Annotated in this window: 12 protein-coding genes; 5 read left to right on the forward strand and 7 right to left on the reverse strand. The window is 72.8% G+C overall.

The window, feature by feature from the left end:
• Positions 1-264: 264 nt before the first annotated feature.
• The 3 genes from ACTOQ2_RS35350 to ACTOQ2_RS35360 all read right to left on the reverse strand — a co-directional run bounded on the left by ACTOQ2_RS35350 (position 265) and on the right by ACTOQ2_RS35360 (position 3,175).
• Positions 265-699 (reverse strand): N-acetyltransferase family protein, encoded by a 435-nt coding sequence (locus ACTOQ2_RS35350; protein WP_440105178.1) that lies wholly within the window; start codon positions 697-699, stop codon positions 265-267.
• 200 nt (positions 700-899) lie between these two features.
• On the reverse strand, positions 900-1,808 hold the full coding sequence (locus ACTOQ2_RS35355) for a phosphotransferase enzyme family protein (protein ID WP_440084278.1): 909 nt from the start codon (positions 1,806-1,808) through the stop codon (positions 900-902).
• Complete coding sequence (locus ACTOQ2_RS35360; RefSeq protein ID WP_440105179.1) at positions 1,805-3,175, reverse strand: helix-turn-helix domain-containing protein; 1,371 nt, start codon at positions 3,173-3,175, stop codon at positions 1,805-1,807. Before ACTOQ2_RS35360 ends, ACTOQ2_RS35355 begins: the two co-directional genes overlap by 4 nt.
• Positions 3,176-3,450: 275 nt before the next feature.
• On the opposite strand from ACTOQ2_RS35360, the gene ACTOQ2_RS35365 reads away from it, so the two are divergent.
• From ACTOQ2_RS35365 to ACTOQ2_RS35380, 4 genes are all read left to right on the forward strand, one after another.
• Complete coding sequence (locus tag ACTOQ2_RS35365) at positions 3,451-3,951, forward strand: ATP-binding protein (protein ID WP_440105180.1); 501 nt, start codon at positions 3,451-3,453, stop codon at positions 3,949-3,951.
• A 229-nt stretch (positions 3,952-4,180) separates the two neighbouring features.
• Positions 4,181-5,023 (forward strand): TetR/AcrR family transcriptional regulator, encoded by an 843-nt coding sequence (locus tag ACTOQ2_RS35370; RefSeq protein WP_440105181.1) that lies wholly within the window; start codon positions 4,181-4,183, stop codon positions 5,021-5,023.
• Complete coding sequence (locus ACTOQ2_RS35375; RefSeq protein ID WP_440105182.1) at positions 5,020-7,590, forward strand: PEP/pyruvate-binding domain-containing protein; 2,571 nt, start codon at positions 5,020-5,022, stop codon at positions 7,588-7,590. The genes ACTOQ2_RS35370 and ACTOQ2_RS35375 overlap by 4 nt, the downstream gene beginning before the upstream one ends.
• A gap of 108 nt (positions 7,591-7,698) precedes the next feature.
• Complete coding sequence (locus tag ACTOQ2_RS35380; RefSeq protein ID WP_440105183.1) at positions 7,699-8,217, forward strand: O-acetyl-ADP-ribose deacetylase; 519 nt, start codon at positions 7,699-7,701, stop codon at positions 8,215-8,217.
• 121 nt (positions 8,218-8,338) lie between these two features.
• Here the strand turns inward: ACTOQ2_RS35380 and ACTOQ2_RS35385 are convergent, their stop codons facing one another.
• A complete protein-coding gene (locus ACTOQ2_RS35385; RefSeq protein ID WP_440105184.1) occupies positions 8,339-9,097 on the reverse strand; it encodes a restriction endonuclease in 759 nt (252 codons plus the stop codon).
• Positions 9,098-9,241: 144 nt separating this feature from the next.
• On the reverse strand, positions 9,242-9,853 hold the full coding sequence (locus tag ACTOQ2_RS35390; protein ID WP_440071728.1) for a TetR/AcrR family transcriptional regulator: 612 nt from the start codon (positions 9,851-9,853) through the stop codon (positions 9,242-9,244).
• 83 nt (positions 9,854-9,936) lie between these two features.
• On the opposite strand from ACTOQ2_RS35390, the gene ACTOQ2_RS35395 reads away from it, so the two are divergent.
• Positions 9,937-10,935 carry an SDR family NAD(P)-dependent oxidoreductase gene (locus ACTOQ2_RS35395; protein ID WP_440105185.1) on the forward strand — a complete coding sequence of 333 codons (999 nt, stop codon included), beginning with the start codon at positions 9,937-9,939 and terminating at the stop codon, positions 10,933-10,935.
• Positions 10,936-11,028: 93 nt separating this feature from the next.
• Here ACTOQ2_RS35395 and ACTOQ2_RS35400 read toward each other — a convergent pair whose 3' ends face one another.
• Together ACTOQ2_RS35400 and ACTOQ2_RS35405 are read right to left on the reverse strand one after the other, a co-directional pair.
• Positions 11,029-11,835 (reverse strand): thioesterase II family protein, encoded by an 807-nt coding sequence (locus tag ACTOQ2_RS35400; protein WP_440105186.1) that lies wholly within the window; start codon positions 11,833-11,835, stop codon positions 11,029-11,031.
• Positions 11,832-14,768 (reverse strand): SDR family NAD(P)-dependent oxidoreductase, encoded by a 2,937-nt coding sequence (locus ACTOQ2_RS35405; RefSeq protein ID WP_440105187.1) that lies wholly within the window; start codon positions 14,766-14,768, stop codon positions 11,832-11,834. Before ACTOQ2_RS35405 ends, ACTOQ2_RS35400 begins: the two co-directional genes overlap by 4 nt.
• Positions 14,769-14,975 lie beyond the last annotated feature (207 nt).

Below are 14,975 nucleotides of genomic sequence, written 5' to 3' on the forward strand. Positions count from 1 at the left end.
ACCAGGGCACCGCCCTGGAGGCGGCCTGCCGCATCATCATCCTGGAGGACCAGCTCGCCGAGGCCCTGCGCATCAACACCGAACTCCAGCAAGCCCACGACCGCCAACGATCCGACAGTACCGACCGCATCTCCGCGTGAGACCGGTGACCGGTGCCCCAGCGGCACCGGTCCGGGTCCGGTCGCCGACCGGGTCACCCGGTCGGCTCCACCGGATCACCGGGACGCCGGCCGGGGAGCGATCCCCGGCTGTCCCTCCCGATGGCTAGAGGTCGATCTGGTAGAGGATGAACCCCCTGTTCACGCCGACCTTGTCGTAGAGCCGCCGGGCGGCGGTGTTCGTCTCCTGGGTGGACCAGTAGACCCTGCTGCAGTCGCGGGCGCGTGCCCACTCGGTCACTTCATCGATCAGTGCCCGCCCCGCCCCCTTGCCCCGGGCCTGCGGCGCGGTGAACAGGTCCTGCAGGTAGCACACGTCCAGCGCCGTGGTGCTGGAGTGGATGAGGAAGTGCGCGATGCCGACCAGCTCGCCGTTGAGCTTCGCGCCGAGGGCGTGCATCCGGACGTCCTCCCGGAACTCGTCCCAGGCACGGTCGTACAGTTGGGGCGTGAGCGTGCGCTCGTAGAAGTCGTTGTAGCCGCGGAACAGGGTTTCCCATTGAGGGCGGTCCGAAGAGGTGAGCTTGCCGATCCTGAGCATGCGATGTCCTCCGAGCGACGATCGGGAGTTCAGCCCCTATGTCCCCCGTGGAAACCACCCCGAACGTTGACCGGGTGTCGCTTCCCGACAGCCTGCCACCGCTTGCCGTCCCCCAGGACCACGTCCCGGAATCTCCCTGGACCGCGACGGCCCCGGTGTCCCCGGGGCCGTGCGCGGTTTACGCCGGGCCCGTTCACCGGTCACCGGTACGGCTGCCACCTGACCGTCTGGTCGCGGGACCTGAAACTGCGCATGCGGTGTTCCCACTGCGGCCGGATGCCCGGGTTGCTGCGCAGGACGGGCACGACGCTGGTGACCAGCTTCAGCTCGCGAAGGCGGCGCAGCACCGGGAAGCCCGGCCAGCGGGTGACGTCGAAGCCGTAGCCCTCGGCGAGCGGCGTGTGCTCGTCCCAGGGATAGTCCATCCGCAGGCGTCCGACCGCGACGGGGGCCAGGTCCCACTCGCGCGGGCCGATCGCCGTGCTGTCGAAGTCGCACAGCACCGGCCCCGCGGGACCGGCGATGACGTTGCCCATGAACACGTCGCCGTGGATGACCCCGGCGGGGAGCACGTAGTCGAGTGCGGCGAGCCGCTCCTCGATCTCGTCGCACTCGTCGAGCAGGAAGGCGTGGTCGCCAGGGGGCAGGTCCTCCGGCTCGTCGAGCCGCTGGCGGACCTCGGTCATCGGGGCCCACTCCGGCAGGTCCACCGGCGGGTCCGCGAGCGTGTGAAGCCGCCTGAGCATGGCGGCCAGGTCACCGCCGCCGGGGCGCGGCCCCACCTCGGGGGTGTTCTCCCACAGGGTGACCAGGTGGCCCTCCACCTGGAGCGGCTGCTCGCAGCCGGGCAGCAGCCGCACCGCGGGGAAGTCGTGGTCGGCCAGCCAGCGGGCGACCCGCACCACCGTCGGCACGCGGGAGCGGGCGGCCGAGGAGCCGGCGACCCGCACCACGACGGACGCCCGCCGCAGGCGGAAGACGGCGTTGTTGGTGAACTTGATCAGCTCGGCGTCACCGGGTACGAGCCCCGCCCGGGCGCAGACCGACGCCAGCAGCGAGTGGAGCCGGTCGCGAGTGAGCCCGCCGGCGTGGTCGGTGGTCATCGTCATGCGGCGCGCACCGCCGAGATCCGCCGGGCGAGGTCCTGCGCGTCGCCGCTGTGCGCCCGCATCATGGCGACGGCCTGCAGCGGCGCGAGGCGGTCGCTGATCCTCACCGAACGGATCTCGGTCGCCAGGGTGACGGCCTCGTCGCCGTTGGCGAGCCCCGAGGTCATGTCACCGGCTCTGAGCTGCACCGTCGCGAGGGCCGTCAGCTCGAAGGCCCTGCTCCTGGCCATGCTCGGATCGCGCTGCCCGAGCGCGTCGGTGAGGAACCGCTCGGCGATGCCGAGGTGACTGTCGAGGTGGGTCACGGCGAGGTCGGCGTGGACCATGCCGCTCGTGGCGTCGAGGTCGGCGGTGCCGAAGAAGCTCACCCAGGCGGGTGACTCGCGGTCACGGGCGCGGGCCAGCTCGTCACTCGCCCTGTTGATCGATTTGAGGGCGAGGTCGCTGTCGCCCAGCAGCGCGTAGGCCCACGCTTCGTTGGCGAAGAGCATCGCCACGGTCCGCTCGCAGCTGGCGTCCTGCGCGCAGATCTGCCCGAGCTGGAAGAACCGCAGCGCGTCCAGGATGCGGTCGCAGTGCAGGTGGACGCGTCCCATCCGATACAGGACGTTGGCCGCGAGCGAGGGGTTCCTCGCGTACTTGGCCTGTTCCAGCGCGCGGGCCAGGTGACTTCTCGCCGCCCCGTACAGGCCGACGTCGAAGGAGGTCCAGCCCGCGAGGTTGTGCTGGTCGGCCAGCGCCTGGTGCAGCCGCAGGGTGACCGACTCCGGGCACGTGGCCCGCAGCAGCCGCTGCGACCAGGTCAGCTGCGCCACCACCGCGTCGCGGCAGACACCGCCCCCGTGCCGGTAGTCCAGGGCGCGCAGCGTGCGGGTCACCGCCTCGATCTGCTCGACGTCGGCCATGCCGATGCGGTACGGGACGGGGGTCTCCGTGGGCGTCAGCGGCTCGGCCCACTCCTCGGCGTCCCCGACCGTCGCGCCGATGGTCACCTGCGCGGCGTGCGCGAGGAGGCGGCGCACCTGCTCGTCCTCCCCGGGGTCGTCGCGGTGGTCGGCCGCCGCCGTCCCGGCCAGCGCCGCGGAGGAGGCGTCGTAGGCCAGCCCCATGTAGCCGCGCGGGATTCCCAGACCGTCGGCGATCCGGCCGAGCACCTCGTACGCCATCACCTGGCGGCCCTTGAGGATCTCGGAGATCTCCGACTGGGACTGGGCCGTGAGGGCGGCGATGTGACGCTGGGAGACCCCGATCCGCTGGAGTAACCGGTACACGGTGGCCATGTCGCGGGCGGCCAGAGCCTGGCGCATCTGCGGGCGTTCCCAGAGCGCGGGGTCGATTTCCTGCGCGTTCCCACTGCTGACGTTCATGCCGACCTTCCCGGCCGAATTCCCCTGACGGGTTGCCTTGACGGGTTCCCTTGACGCCAAGGTAACCGGCGACCGGGCACCGCCGGAGCCGTATCGGTACGACCGATCATGCAAGGTGATCGGTCTCACCTATCACCGGACCGATCTGCGGACAGTATTGGCCCTGCGACTCTCCGTATATCGGTCTTGTCCCGCACCATGGGTAATTCAGACCAGCGAGCGGCCGGAAGCCCCGGCGGCACCTGCCCCTGGTGCCCTACGCGATAGGAGCGACGATGCTCATCGAGCACGCTCAGGCTCTGGAGTTCGGCGTGCACGGTGGAATCCACGGCCGCTTCCGGATGACCGCCTGGCGCCTTCCGCAGGGCGACGCCGCCCGCCGCGCCCGCAAGCTGCTGCGCGACCTGCTGTCCCGGCCGCCTTTCGCCGCCCACGATGTGGCCGAGATGGAGGTCGTGGTCACCGAGCTGGCCACCAACGCCGGCAGCTACGCCCCGGGTCCGTACGAGCTTCGCATCCTGCACGACGGCGATCTGCCGATCAGGGCCGAGGTGGCCGACGCCGGTGGCGGGGTCCCGCTGATCGAACGCCTGTTGCGCCGCCCGTTCACCGCCCCCGGCCGCGTGGACGATCTGGAGCTCGGCGGGCGGGGCCTGCGGATCGTCGACGAGTTCACCGCGGGCCGCTGCGGGGCGCGCTGGACACGTCTGTGCGGCACCGGGCAGATCGGCACCGGCGTCTGGTTCGACCTGCCCACGCACCGCCCCCGGACGTGACCCTTCACACCTCCGCACGCCCTGGAAGTACCCCGGGCACCGCTCACCGGTCCCGCCTGTGCGCCCCCGGACATACCCGCGGCCACCGCTCACCGGCACGCCCCCGGACGCACCCCCGGGCACCGCTTCCGCGCCCCCGCCCCGCACCCCGTCCCCGTACCGCCACCTCTCCGGCGGTGTGGTATTAATTAAATGACCAGATGAGGATATTTGGTCAAATTTACGGAAAATGGTGGGGACCATGAAGCCGGAGGGCAGGAAGGCGGGCCGACCCCCGCAGGACGCCTCGCACCGGCTCGCACGGGCGCACCGCATCCTGGACACCGCCGCCGACCTCGTCCTGCGCTGGGGGTACGACAAGACCACCGTCGAGGACATCGCCCGGCGGACCGGGGTCGCCAAGGGCACGATCTACCTGCACTGGAAGACGCGCGAGGAGTTGTTCGCCGCGCTGGTGCGCCGTGAGCGGGTCGAGATGATCACCGAGGTGCGGCGGCGGCTCGGGGACGGCCCGGCCACCCTCCGCGACCTGCTCAGGTCGCTCGCCTCGGAGGTTCTCGGCAGGCCCCTGATGCGGGCGAGCATCCTGGGCGACTCGGAGGTGCTGGGCAGGCTCACACGCCAGAAGCGGGACGGCACGGCCGGCGCCGAGCTGGGCGGCGACTTCCAGGCCTACCTCGGCACGCTGCGGGAACACGGCGCGCTGCGGAGCGACCTGTCGCCCGCCGAGCACGTGACCATGCTCGTCTCCGTCCTGTACGGGTTCCTGCTCGTCTCGCCGATGATGCCGGGCGGGTACAGGCCGTCCGACGAGCGACTGGCGGAGCTGATCGCCGACGCCGGCGGCAGCGCGACGGAGACCGCGGGCCCGCTCCCCGCCGGCGTCACCCGGGTGGTGACGCGGGCCACCCTGGAGTACGTCGACGCCACCGTGGAGGCCGCGCGGCGAAAACTGCGCGTCTCCCTGGGCCTCGAGGAGAACGGGGAGTCCGGGGAGAACAGGGCGTCCGGGGAGTCCGGGGAGTCCGGGAAGTTCGAGAAGCCAGAGAAGTTCGAGGAGAACACGCGGTGAAGACCCTCCCCCTGGACGACGAAGCGGCCGACCTCGCGCTGGCGGGCGGCAAGGGAGCCTCGCTGGCCCGGCTGGCCCGCGCGGGCCTGCCGGTTCCCGGCGGTTTCCACGTCACCACGGACGCCTACCGCGACTTCGTCTCGCGCGACGGCCTGAACGAGCAGATCATGGAGGCCGTCTCCGGCATGCCTCCGGAGCAGGCGTCGCCGCGGATCGCGGCGCTGTTCTCGGAACGGGAGATACCGGCGGAGACCGCCGCCGAGATCCGCGCGGCCCACGCGAGGCTCGGCGAGGACGTGCCGGTCGCCGTACGCTCGTCGGCCACCGCGGAGGACCTTCCCGACATGTCGTTCGCCGGGCAGCAGGACACCTATCTCAACATCCGGGGCGACGGCCTGCTGGACGCCGTCCGGCGCTGCTGGGCCTCGCTGTGGACCGCGCGCGCCATCGCCTACCGGGCCGCGAACGGCGTGCCGCAGGACGACGTGACGCTGGCCGTGGTGGTCCAGGAACTGGTGGCCGCCGACGCCGCGGGCGTCCTGTTCACCGCGAACCCGGTCACCGGCGCGCGCGACCAGATCGTGATCAACGCCTCGTGGGGCCTGGGCGAGGCCGTCGTCGGCGGGCAGGTGACGCCCGACACCGTCATCGTCGCCAGAACCCGCGGTGGAAAAGGCGAGAACAACGAGAACAACGGGAACAGCGGCATTGGCGACATCGACGACATCGTCGAGGAACACGTCGGCGACAAGACCGTCATGACGGTGCGCACCCCCGGCGGCACGCGTGAGGAACCCGTGCCCGAGGACCTGCGCCACCGGCCCGTGCTCGACCCGGCCCAGGTCACCCGGCTCGCGCGGCTCGCGACGGAGATCGAGGAACTGTACGGGACGCCCATGGACGTGGAGTGGGTCAGGCGCGAGGGGACGTTCCTCATCGTGCAGGCCCGCCCGATCACCCGGCTCAGGCAGCAGGTCGAGGAGTGGAACGACAGCCTGACCGGCGACTACCTGTGGACCGGCGCCAACCTCGGCGAGGCCATCCCCGACGTGATGACGCCGTCCACGTGGTCACTCGTCCAGATCTTCATCGGGGAGGCGATGTCGACGTCGGCGCTGCCGGGCTTCACCATGGTCGGCAACATCGGCGGCCGCTTCTACATGAACCTGAGCGTCGTGTTCTCGGTGGCGCGCGCCCTGGGCATGCGCAGGCGGCTCGGCGCGGTCGAGCAGGTCTTCGGCAGGCTGCCGCGTGGCCTGGACGTGCCGCTGCTTCCCGCCTCGCGCCGGCAGATCATCAGAAGCGTGCTGCCGCTCGCCTTCACCCTGCGCAGGCGGATCACGGCCAACGCCGCAAGGATGCCCGGTTTCCTCGCCACGGCGCGGCGGCGATGCGAGGAACTGCGCGGGCGGATCGCCGCCACCGCGACCACGGGCGAGCTGGCCGGGCTGTGGGAGGCCGAGCTGCTTCCGTACTTCGTCGAGGCCTGCCAGACCCTGGAGGCCGCCGGGCGGCAGGGCGGCAACACCCTGGTCATGACCCGCGCCAGGCTGCGCGAGATGGTGGGCGAGACAGACGCCGAGGCCATACTCACCGGCGCCAACGCCGACGGGGAACTCGCCAGCCTCGGGACGATCGTCGGCCTGGAGAAGCTCGCCGCGAAGGAGATCGACAGGGAGACGTTCGCCCGCCTCTACGGGCACCGGGGCGCGCACGAGTTCGAGGTCTCCATCCCCCGGCCCGGCGAGGACCCGCGGTGGATCGACGCGCAGCTCGCGGCCGTTTCCGAGAGCAGCGGGCACACCGGTGCGCTGCTCGACCGCCAGCGGGAGGCGCGTGAGGCGGCCTGGAGGCGCTTCGGGGAGCGTTACCCCCGCAAGGTGGCCGGGACGCGCCTGCGGGTGGCGCGGTGGAACGCGATCGTCCGTGACCGGGAGTCGGCCCGCTCGGAGGTGATTCGCGCCTTCTGGGCGTTGCGCTCCTTCGTCCTGCGGGCCGGGGAGCTCACCGGCCACGGTGACGACCTGTTCTTCCTGTCGATCCAGGAGATCCTCGCCGTCCTGCGCGGCGACGACGCACCGGCGGAGAAGGTGGCGGTCCGGCGGGCGACGTACGAGCGGTACGCGGCCCTGCCCGCCTATCCCACGCTGATCGTCGGCCGGTTCGACCCGGAGCGCTGGGCCGCCGATCCCGGCCGGCGCGGGGACATCTTCGACGCCAGGGGCGGCGGCGCCCCGGTGAGCGACACCGTGACCGGCTTCCCCGGAGCGCCGGGCGTCGTCGAGGGCGTGGTCCGCGTCATCGCAGGTCCCGAGGACGGCGACAGGCTCGCCCCCGGCGAGATCCTCGTGACGACGCTGACCAACATCGGCTGGACGCCGATGTTCCCCCGCGCCGCCGCCGTGGTGACCGACATGGGAGCCCCCCTGTCACACGCCTCGATCGTCGCCCGCGAGCTCGGCATCCCGGCCGTGGTCGGTACCGGCAACGCGACCATGCGCCTGCGCGACGGCGACCGGATCAGGGTCGACGGCGAGCGCGGCACGGTCGAGCTGCTGGAGCCGTGATCCCCCGGCGGCCGGGGACCGCCGGGGTGACCGGCCGCGGCGGAAAAAACGGGAAACCGGGGAAGGACCCGATACGAGAAGACGAACCGCCGAGGAAGGCCATGGCTCATGAGGATCACGCTGGTCCAGGGGGACATCACCACGCAGTACGTCGACGCCGTCGTCAACGCCGCCAACTCCTCGCTCCTGGGCGGCGGCGGGGTCGACGGGGCCATCCACCGGCGCGGCGGCCCCGCCGTCCTCGCCGAATGCCGGGACCTGCGCGCCTCCCGGTACGGCAAGGGACTCCCCACCGGGCAGGCCGTGGCCACCACCGCGGGAGACCTCCCGGCCCGCTGGGTCATCCACACCGTCGGCCCCGTCCACTCCCTCACCGAGGACCGCACGCACCTGCTGGCCTCCTGCTACCGCGAGTCCCTCCGCGTCGCCGACGAACTCGGCGCCACCAGCGTCGCCTTTCCCGCCGTGTCGGCGGGAGTCTACGGCTGGCCGATGGACCACGCCGCCCTCACCGCCGTCGGCACCGTACGGGCCACTGCGACACAGGTGACGGACCTGCGGTTCGTCCTGTTCACCCCGGAGGCCCACGCCGCCTTCGAAAAGGCCCTCGACACCGCGGGATCGTGAGCCGCCCCGGCCGGACGGACCCGGGATCCGACACCGGCTCGCCGGGAGACTCGCCGGTCGCCGCCTCCCGGCGCCCCCGGCCCCGCAGTGCCCCGGCATGCCCCGGTGGACGGCCCGGTCGTCAGGCCGGTTCGTCGCCGAGCGCTCCCTCCAGGCCCGTATCGCCGTCCGGACGGGGCGTCGAGGGACGGCGTCCCGGCAGGAGTCGCCGGCCGGCCCCGCGGCGTGCCCGCGGAGCGAGGGTGAAGGACCCGGTGAACCAGGCGGCGAGCAGCGCGCGGTCGATCAGCGTCAGGCCGGTGCCCGCCGCGCACTCCCTGGCCGGAGCCGTGAAGGTCGACGAGGTGACGAGCACGCCGCGGTGGCCGGGATAGGCGTGGAGCGCGCCGAGAAGGTCGCGGATCTGGGGTGAGCCCACCGAGGTGCCCCAGCGCTTGCACTGGATGACGAAGTGTTCGCCGCCGGGCGCGGTCGCGACGACGTCGACGCCGCCGTCACCGCTGCCGCCGATCCTGCGCACCCCGCGGAAGCCCTCGCGCCGCAGCAGGGCCTCGACGAGGGCTTCGAACCGGTCACCGGTCATGCGGTCGACGCGTTCGAGGCGCGCGTTGTCCTCCAGCCATTCCCGCTCCCGGGCCTCGATCACCCGATGGCGGAGCAGGAGCGCCCCCGCCAGACCCGCGATCAGCACGATCGTGCCGCCGATCACCAGCGGCCAGTTGGCGACGACGACGTCGACGAGCCACACGGCGGCCACGAAGAAGGCCGCGGCCGCGACCGCCCACAGGAACCGGTCGCCGTCACCCTGGCGCCGGCGCGGTCTTCGCCCGCCGGACGCCCGCCGTCGTACCGCCTTGGCGGGTGTCCGTCGCCGTGCCATCGCGCACCTCCGGGGGACGAGGGTGGAACGTTGCCGCTGACCCTGCCGACTCTGACAACGGGCACCGACAGTTTCCGGGGCGACCCAGGGCGACGTGCTTCGGGGCGACCGGCGAACGCGAAGAGAGGGCCGGGCGACGGCGCCTCAGTTCGCCCGGTGGTGGCAGCACACGACCAGGTCCACGGCCTGCCGCATCGCGTTCCGCACCCCTTCGGGCGAGTCGCCGCGCCGAAGGCTGGCCAGTGTCGCCGCGCTCACCGCGCCGACCATCGCGCCCACCAGGGCAGCGGCGGCAACCGGGTCCAGCTCGTCCGGATACGCCTGGTGCAGCGCCCGGGCCAGCTCGGTCTGCGCGGTGACATACCCCTGCAACAACCGCGCCTGCAACACCGGCGCCGACTCGGCCAGGCGGACCCGGAGCGCCGCGAGCCCGCTGGTCAGATCGCTGTCCCAGCTATTGGCGATCATCTGTTCCATCGCCCGCGCGAGAACGCCGGGAAATCGCTCCTCGGCGCCGCGCTCGGCGACCGCCTGCAGCGCCAGATCGATCCGCACGTCGGCGTTGGCGAAGAGCACGTCCTCCTTCGTCTGGAAGTGAAGAAAGAACGTACGGGTGGACACCTCCGCGGCCTCGGCGATCTCGGCCACCGTGACGTGTTCGAACCCCTTCCGCTCGAACAGGCGGACCGCCGCCTCGATCAGCGCCTGCCGTGTGCGCCGCTTCTTGCGCTCCCGCAACCCCGGACTCTCCGTCATGACCTCAGCCTATTGCATTCCATGCATTGCTTCATGCAATGTATTAATGCATCAAGTGTATTGATTGAGAGGGAGTGGTGCACGTGGGGAGTCTGGACGGACGCGTCGTCCTCATCACCGGAGGCGGGCGCGGCATCGGGCGAGAAGAGGCGTTGTTCTTCGCGTCCGAGGGTGCCAGGGTCGTCGTCAACGACCCCGGCGTCGCCGTCGACGGCACGGGTGGCGACGCCGACGTGGCGGCCGCGGTGGTCGAGGAGATCATCGCCCGCGGCGGGCAGGCGGTCGCCAACACCGACAGCGTCGCCGACTGGCACGGCGCCCGACGCATGGTGAACACGGCCCTACGGACCTTCGGTGACCTCCACGTCGTCGTCAACAACGCGACCATCGAACGGAACCGCGGAATGGCCGACCTGACCGAGGAGGAGTTCGACGACGTCATCGCCGTGAAGCTGAAAGGCACGTTCGCGGTCACTCGCTGGGCGGCCCGCCACTGGCGCGAACGGTTCGAGGCCGGTGACCGCGTCGACCGTGCCGTCGTCAACACCTCCTCGGGCTCGGGCCTGCTCAACCCGCTGCCCACGCAGGCCTCCTACGCCGCCGGTAACGCCGGAGTCGCGGCCATGACCATCGTCGGAGCTCTCGAACTCGGCCGGTACGGCGTGCGGGTCAACTGCGTCTCGCCCTCCATGGCGCGCACCCGGCTCACCCTCCAGGTCCCCGGCATGTGCGAGGAGCCGCCGGCAGGACGGTTCGACCCGCTGCACCCCTCCACCAACGCGCCCGTCGCCGCCTACCTGGCCACCGCGGCGTGTCCGCTCACCGGTCAGGTGCTCTCCATCCGAGGCGGATCGGTCACGGTCAACCACGGATGGTCGCCCGGTGCGCACGTCCACAAGGACGGCCTGTGGACGGTCGACGAACTCGCCGAGCGGATGAGGGAGCTGTCGGTGGACGACCCCTTCGAAAAACTCGCCGACGTCCTCGGCCGCGCCCTCGGCCCCACCGGGCGTACGCAACTCCAGCAGATGGTCGACGCCCTCCTCGATCAAGGAGCCCGTTCCGGCGGCACACCCGGATGACCGGCATCGGCGGACCCGCCTCCGGTCCCGCCGCCCGCTGCCGGGCTGTCGCCGATCACGATCGTGACATCTCTTCCACGTGTGCCGAGAACCTCACGCGTGCCGTGAAGAAGCGGGTGAGCCCTCGCGGAACGCCTGGTCGATGTCCCCGACGCCGGCGAGGCGCTCCGCGATGTCGGCGACGAGTTCCCCTTCCGCGTCCATCGGGCAGAAGGGGCCTCCGGGAAAGGTCCGCAGCTCGAACCCGGAGCCCGCGACGCGGCTCCAGGCACGCATCTCCCCGTGGCTCACGCGCGGATCGTCCGTCCCCAGGTAGCCGATGATCGGAGCGGTGACCGGCGGGGTGAACGCGGGCCGGTAGGCGTGCAGGAGATCGTGGTCGGCCCGCAACGCGATCATCTCCAGGTCCATCAGCTCCGGGAAGCGCAGGAGCGTCGGATTCGCGGCGGCGGCCTGCTCGGCGAGCTGGCGGTCGCCGATGGGGATCCTCCTCGCGTCGTCCGCGCACAGGTGCGGCGCCGCGTGCGCGGACACCAGCAGCACCGCCGGGGAGATCCGGTATCGTCCGGCGAGCCTGACCGCGACCTCGTACGCGACCACGGCGCCCATGCCGTGCCCGAACAGGGCGAGCGGCCGGTCCGCCAGGGAGAACAGTGCCCGGCAGACGTGGTCGACGAGGGTTTCCATCCGGTCGATCGGCCGCTCGTTGACGCGGTTCTGCCTGCCGGGATAGCACACGGCGGAGAGCTCGACGTCGGCGGGCAACCGGTCCTGCCACCCGTGGTAGGACATCGGGGCACCCCCGGCGTGGGGGAAGCAGACGAGGCGCGCGCGAGGCTCGGCGAGCGAGCACTCCCCGTGCAGCCACATGCGGGAGTCGGCCGGGATCGTCTCGGTCACGGGAGGTCGTTCCTTCCGGGGGCCGCGTACGGGCCGGCCGCCTCCGGTTCTCCCTCGCCCCCGGCCCGGGGGGTCGCGTCTCCGTGCGCGCGAGGCTCCCCGCCCGCCGCAGAGGTCGCGGCGAGGTGACGCGGGCGCAGGGGCCGTGACCGGGCGTCCGGCGCCGGGGACCGCCGGGCGGGGTCCGTGTCCCCCGGCGGGCGGGAGGCGACGACGACCTGACCCAGCGAAAGGACGGCCAGGCACCTCTCGAAGAACGCCGGCCCCTCCTCGGGGCTCAGCCCTCCGGTGAGGCCCTCCCCGGTGAGCTCACGGTGACGGCGTTCCGCGTCACGGGCCGTTCCCACGCCGTTCCACCGGTCCCAGTTGATCGACAGCACCGGTACGCCTCCGCCGTCGCGCCGGGCGCCGAGGGCGAACGTGTCGAGGAAGGCGTCGGCGGCCCCGTGACAGGTGAGCCCGGGAGCCCCGGAGAACGACGCCAGCGAGGAGAACAGCACCACGAAATCGGGAAGCGCGCCCACCTCCCGCAGGACCGAGACCAGGGTGGCGGTCCCCTCGGTCTTGGCCCGCAGGGCGGCGGCGATGCCGTCCTCGGTCAGGAACTCCGCCATGCCCTCCCCCGGCACGCCCGCGGCGTGGATCACCCCGTGGATCTCGCCGAACCGCGACCGCGCCTCTTCGAGGACCTCCCTGAGGCGCCGGGCGTCGGCGACATCGGCACCTCGCACCAGCACGTCGTCCCCCCGCTCCGCGAGAAGGGCCCTCAGCGCCGCACTCTCCCCGCCACCGGAGCCGGAGCCGTACGACGGGAACGTCCCGGGCGCCTCGCGTCCGATCAGGACGAGCCGCGCCGAGTGGACGGCCGCGAGGTGTCCGGCCAGCCGCAGCCCGATCCCGCCCGTCCCCCCGGTGATCACGTAGGTCCCGCCCCGGCGCACCGAGGGACTCCCGTACGTGCCGGGCGCCACGTCCAGCGGCTCGAACCCGCGCAGCCAGCGGTGCCCCGCCCTCAGGCCGACCGGATCCTCGTGCGGCGGGCGGCAGAGCTCGGCCAGGAGCTCCGCGGCCCGTATCCCGTGGTCTTCGTTGTCGCCGGGGTCCAGGTCCACGAGCCGGACACGTGTGCCGGTCAGTTCGCGGCGGAGCGGCCCGGCGGCTCCGACCGTGAGGGCCGCCCGCGGGTCGAGCCGCTCGCCTCCGGTGATCTCCAGGGCTCCCCGGGTGACAAGGCAGAGATCGGTCTCCGGCCGGCCGCTCAGGGCACGGGCCAGGCCGGCGACGTGGCCCAGCGGCGGGCAGACCTGTGCGGGCAGTGACGCTCCCCAGAGGCAGACGATCCGCGACGGCCCCTCCGCGTCACCCTCCACCGTCTTCAGGAGCTGCTCGTAGTCCTCCCCGCACCGGGGGTCGATCGTGATCCGGTCCCGGGCCGCGTGGTGGAACGCGCGCCCCGGGGTGACGACGACGGTCGTGGCCCCGTACTCCTCCAGCCTCGCGGCGACCGCCTCGGCGAGGGGTGACGAGTCGGAGAGCAGGATCCAGCGGTGTTCCCGCACGGTGGGGCCGGGATCGGCCGGGGACACCTCCACGGCCCGTTTCCAGGTGATCCCGTACAGACCGGCGGACGAACGTTCCCGCCCGGTGACGGCGGGAACGGTGACGCGCGGCCGGTCCGGAGAATGAGCGACGGCCGGCAGGTCCGGCGGGTCAACTCCGGTCGGCCGGTCCGGCGGGTGAACGGCGGCCGGCGCGAAGGGGTGGGGCGGCGCGGGCGGCCTGAGCCGCCGCTCCGGCCGCGGGGAGGACAGGTCGACCTCGACGCCCGCCTCCCGCAGCCGGGCCAGCGCGCCGAGCAGGACCTCCCCGTCGGTTCGCTCCTCCGCCGGATGGCGGGTCACGTTGACGGCGACGGAGTCCGTACCCGCTCGTGCCCGGGCCAGCGTGGTCAGGGTCGTGCCCGGTCCCACCTCGATGAGGATCTTCGGACCGCCGGCCAGGACGTGGCCGAGTCCGGCGTCGAAGCGGACCGTCGCCCGCAGATGGGTGACCCAGTACCCGGGGTCGGCGAAGTCGGCGTCGCCGGTCCCCGTCACGCCGGACACGAGGCGCAGCGAGGGGCGGCGCAGCGGGACGCCGTCGAGGAAGTCGCGGAACTCGTCGATCACGGGGTCGACCAGGGCCGAGTGCGCGGCGGTGCTGAGCGGCAGGAGGCGGCAGGCGATCCCGCGCCGGTCCAGGAGTTCCCTGACCTCGGCGACGTGGGCGGCGGGACCGGCGAGCACGCAGGACGCCGGGCCGTTGACCGCCGACAGGCACACCCCCTCCCCGAGGAAGGGCTCGATCTCCCGCTCGGAGGCCGGAACCGCCAGCATCGCCCCGTCGCGCAGGGTGGCCAGGAGCTCTCCGCGCCTGGCCACGACGGCCAGGGCGTCGCGCAGCGACATGACGCCCGCGACACAGGCCGCGGCGTACTCACCGACGCCGCTGCCGATCAGCAGGGAAGGGCTCACCCCCCGCGTCATGAGGAGCCGGGCGAGTGCGATCTCCATGACGAACACGGCCGGCAACGCCGACGAGGGGCCGGCCTTCCCGGTCTCCTCCCCCGCCGCCCCGCCCGGGGACACACCGGTCTCGCCGGCCTCGTCAGGGAGGGCCGGTGCCGCGTCCGCCCACAGGGCCTGCGGCCGCTCGGCGGAGCGGCCTGGCAGCAGGCCCAGGCACTCGTCCACGGCCGCGCGGAAGACCGGTTCTTCGCGGTAGAGCTCGCGGCCCATCCCGGGATACCGCGCCGCCCCGCCGGGGAACATGAACACCACGTCGCCAACCGTACGGACGGCGGGGACGGGCGCGCGGGGAGGGCGGCGGGCGATGCCGGCGGCCGCGGTGCCGGCACCCGGAATCCCGAGATCGGGAGCGCCGGGATCGGGCATGCCGGGACCCCGGGGACCGGGATCGGGACCTCCGGGGCCGGGGGTGCCGGGACCCGGAACTCCAGGGCCGGGAATCCCGGGGCCTGGGATTCCGGGGCCGGGGACGGCCGGGTCGGGAAGGCCGGGACCGGGAGTGCCCGGCCTCGGGGAACCGGGTCTCGCGACGCCGCCGGTCCCAGCGTCCTCGCCGGAGCCGCCGAGGCCGCC

Source organism: Streptosporangium sp. H16 (assembly GCF_051918855.1).
GTDB lineage: Bacteria > Actinomycetota > Actinomycetes > Streptosporangiales > Streptosporangiaceae > Streptosporangium.

Coding starts and splice junctions, on each gene's coding strand:
- ACTOQ2_RS35350 (WP_440105178.1), bottom strand. CDS start 699: ATGCTCAGGATCGGCAAGCTCACCTCTTCGGACCGCCCTCAATGGGAA.
- ACTOQ2_RS35355 (WP_440084278.1), bottom strand. CDS start 1,808: ATGACGATGACCACCGACCACGCCGGCGGGCTCACTCGCGACCGGCTC.
- ACTOQ2_RS35360 (WP_440105179.1), bottom strand. CDS start 3,175: ATGAACGTCAGCAGTGGGAACGCGCAGGAAATCGACCCCGCGCTCTGG.
- ACTOQ2_RS35365 (WP_440105180.1), top strand. CDS start 3,451: ATGCTCATCGAGCACGCTCAGGCTCTGGAGTTCGGCGTGCACGGTGGA.
- ACTOQ2_RS35370 (WP_440105181.1), top strand. CDS start 4,181: ATGGTGGGGACCATGAAGCCGGAGGGCAGGAAGGCGGGCCGACCCCCG.
- ACTOQ2_RS35380 (WP_440105183.1), top strand. CDS start 7,699: ATGAGGATCACGCTGGTCCAGGGGGACATCACCACGCAGTACGTCGAC.
- ACTOQ2_RS35385 (WP_440105184.1), bottom strand. CDS start 9,097: ATGGCACGGCGACGGACACCCGCCAAGGCGGTACGACGGCGGGCGTCC.
- ACTOQ2_RS35390 (WP_440071728.1), bottom strand. CDS start 9,853: ATGACGGAGAGTCCGGGGTTGCGGGAGCGCAAGAAGCGGCGCACACGG.
- ACTOQ2_RS35405 (WP_440105187.1), bottom strand. CDS start 14,768: ATGCCCGATCCCGGCGCTCCCGATCTCGGGATTCCGGGTGCCGGCACC.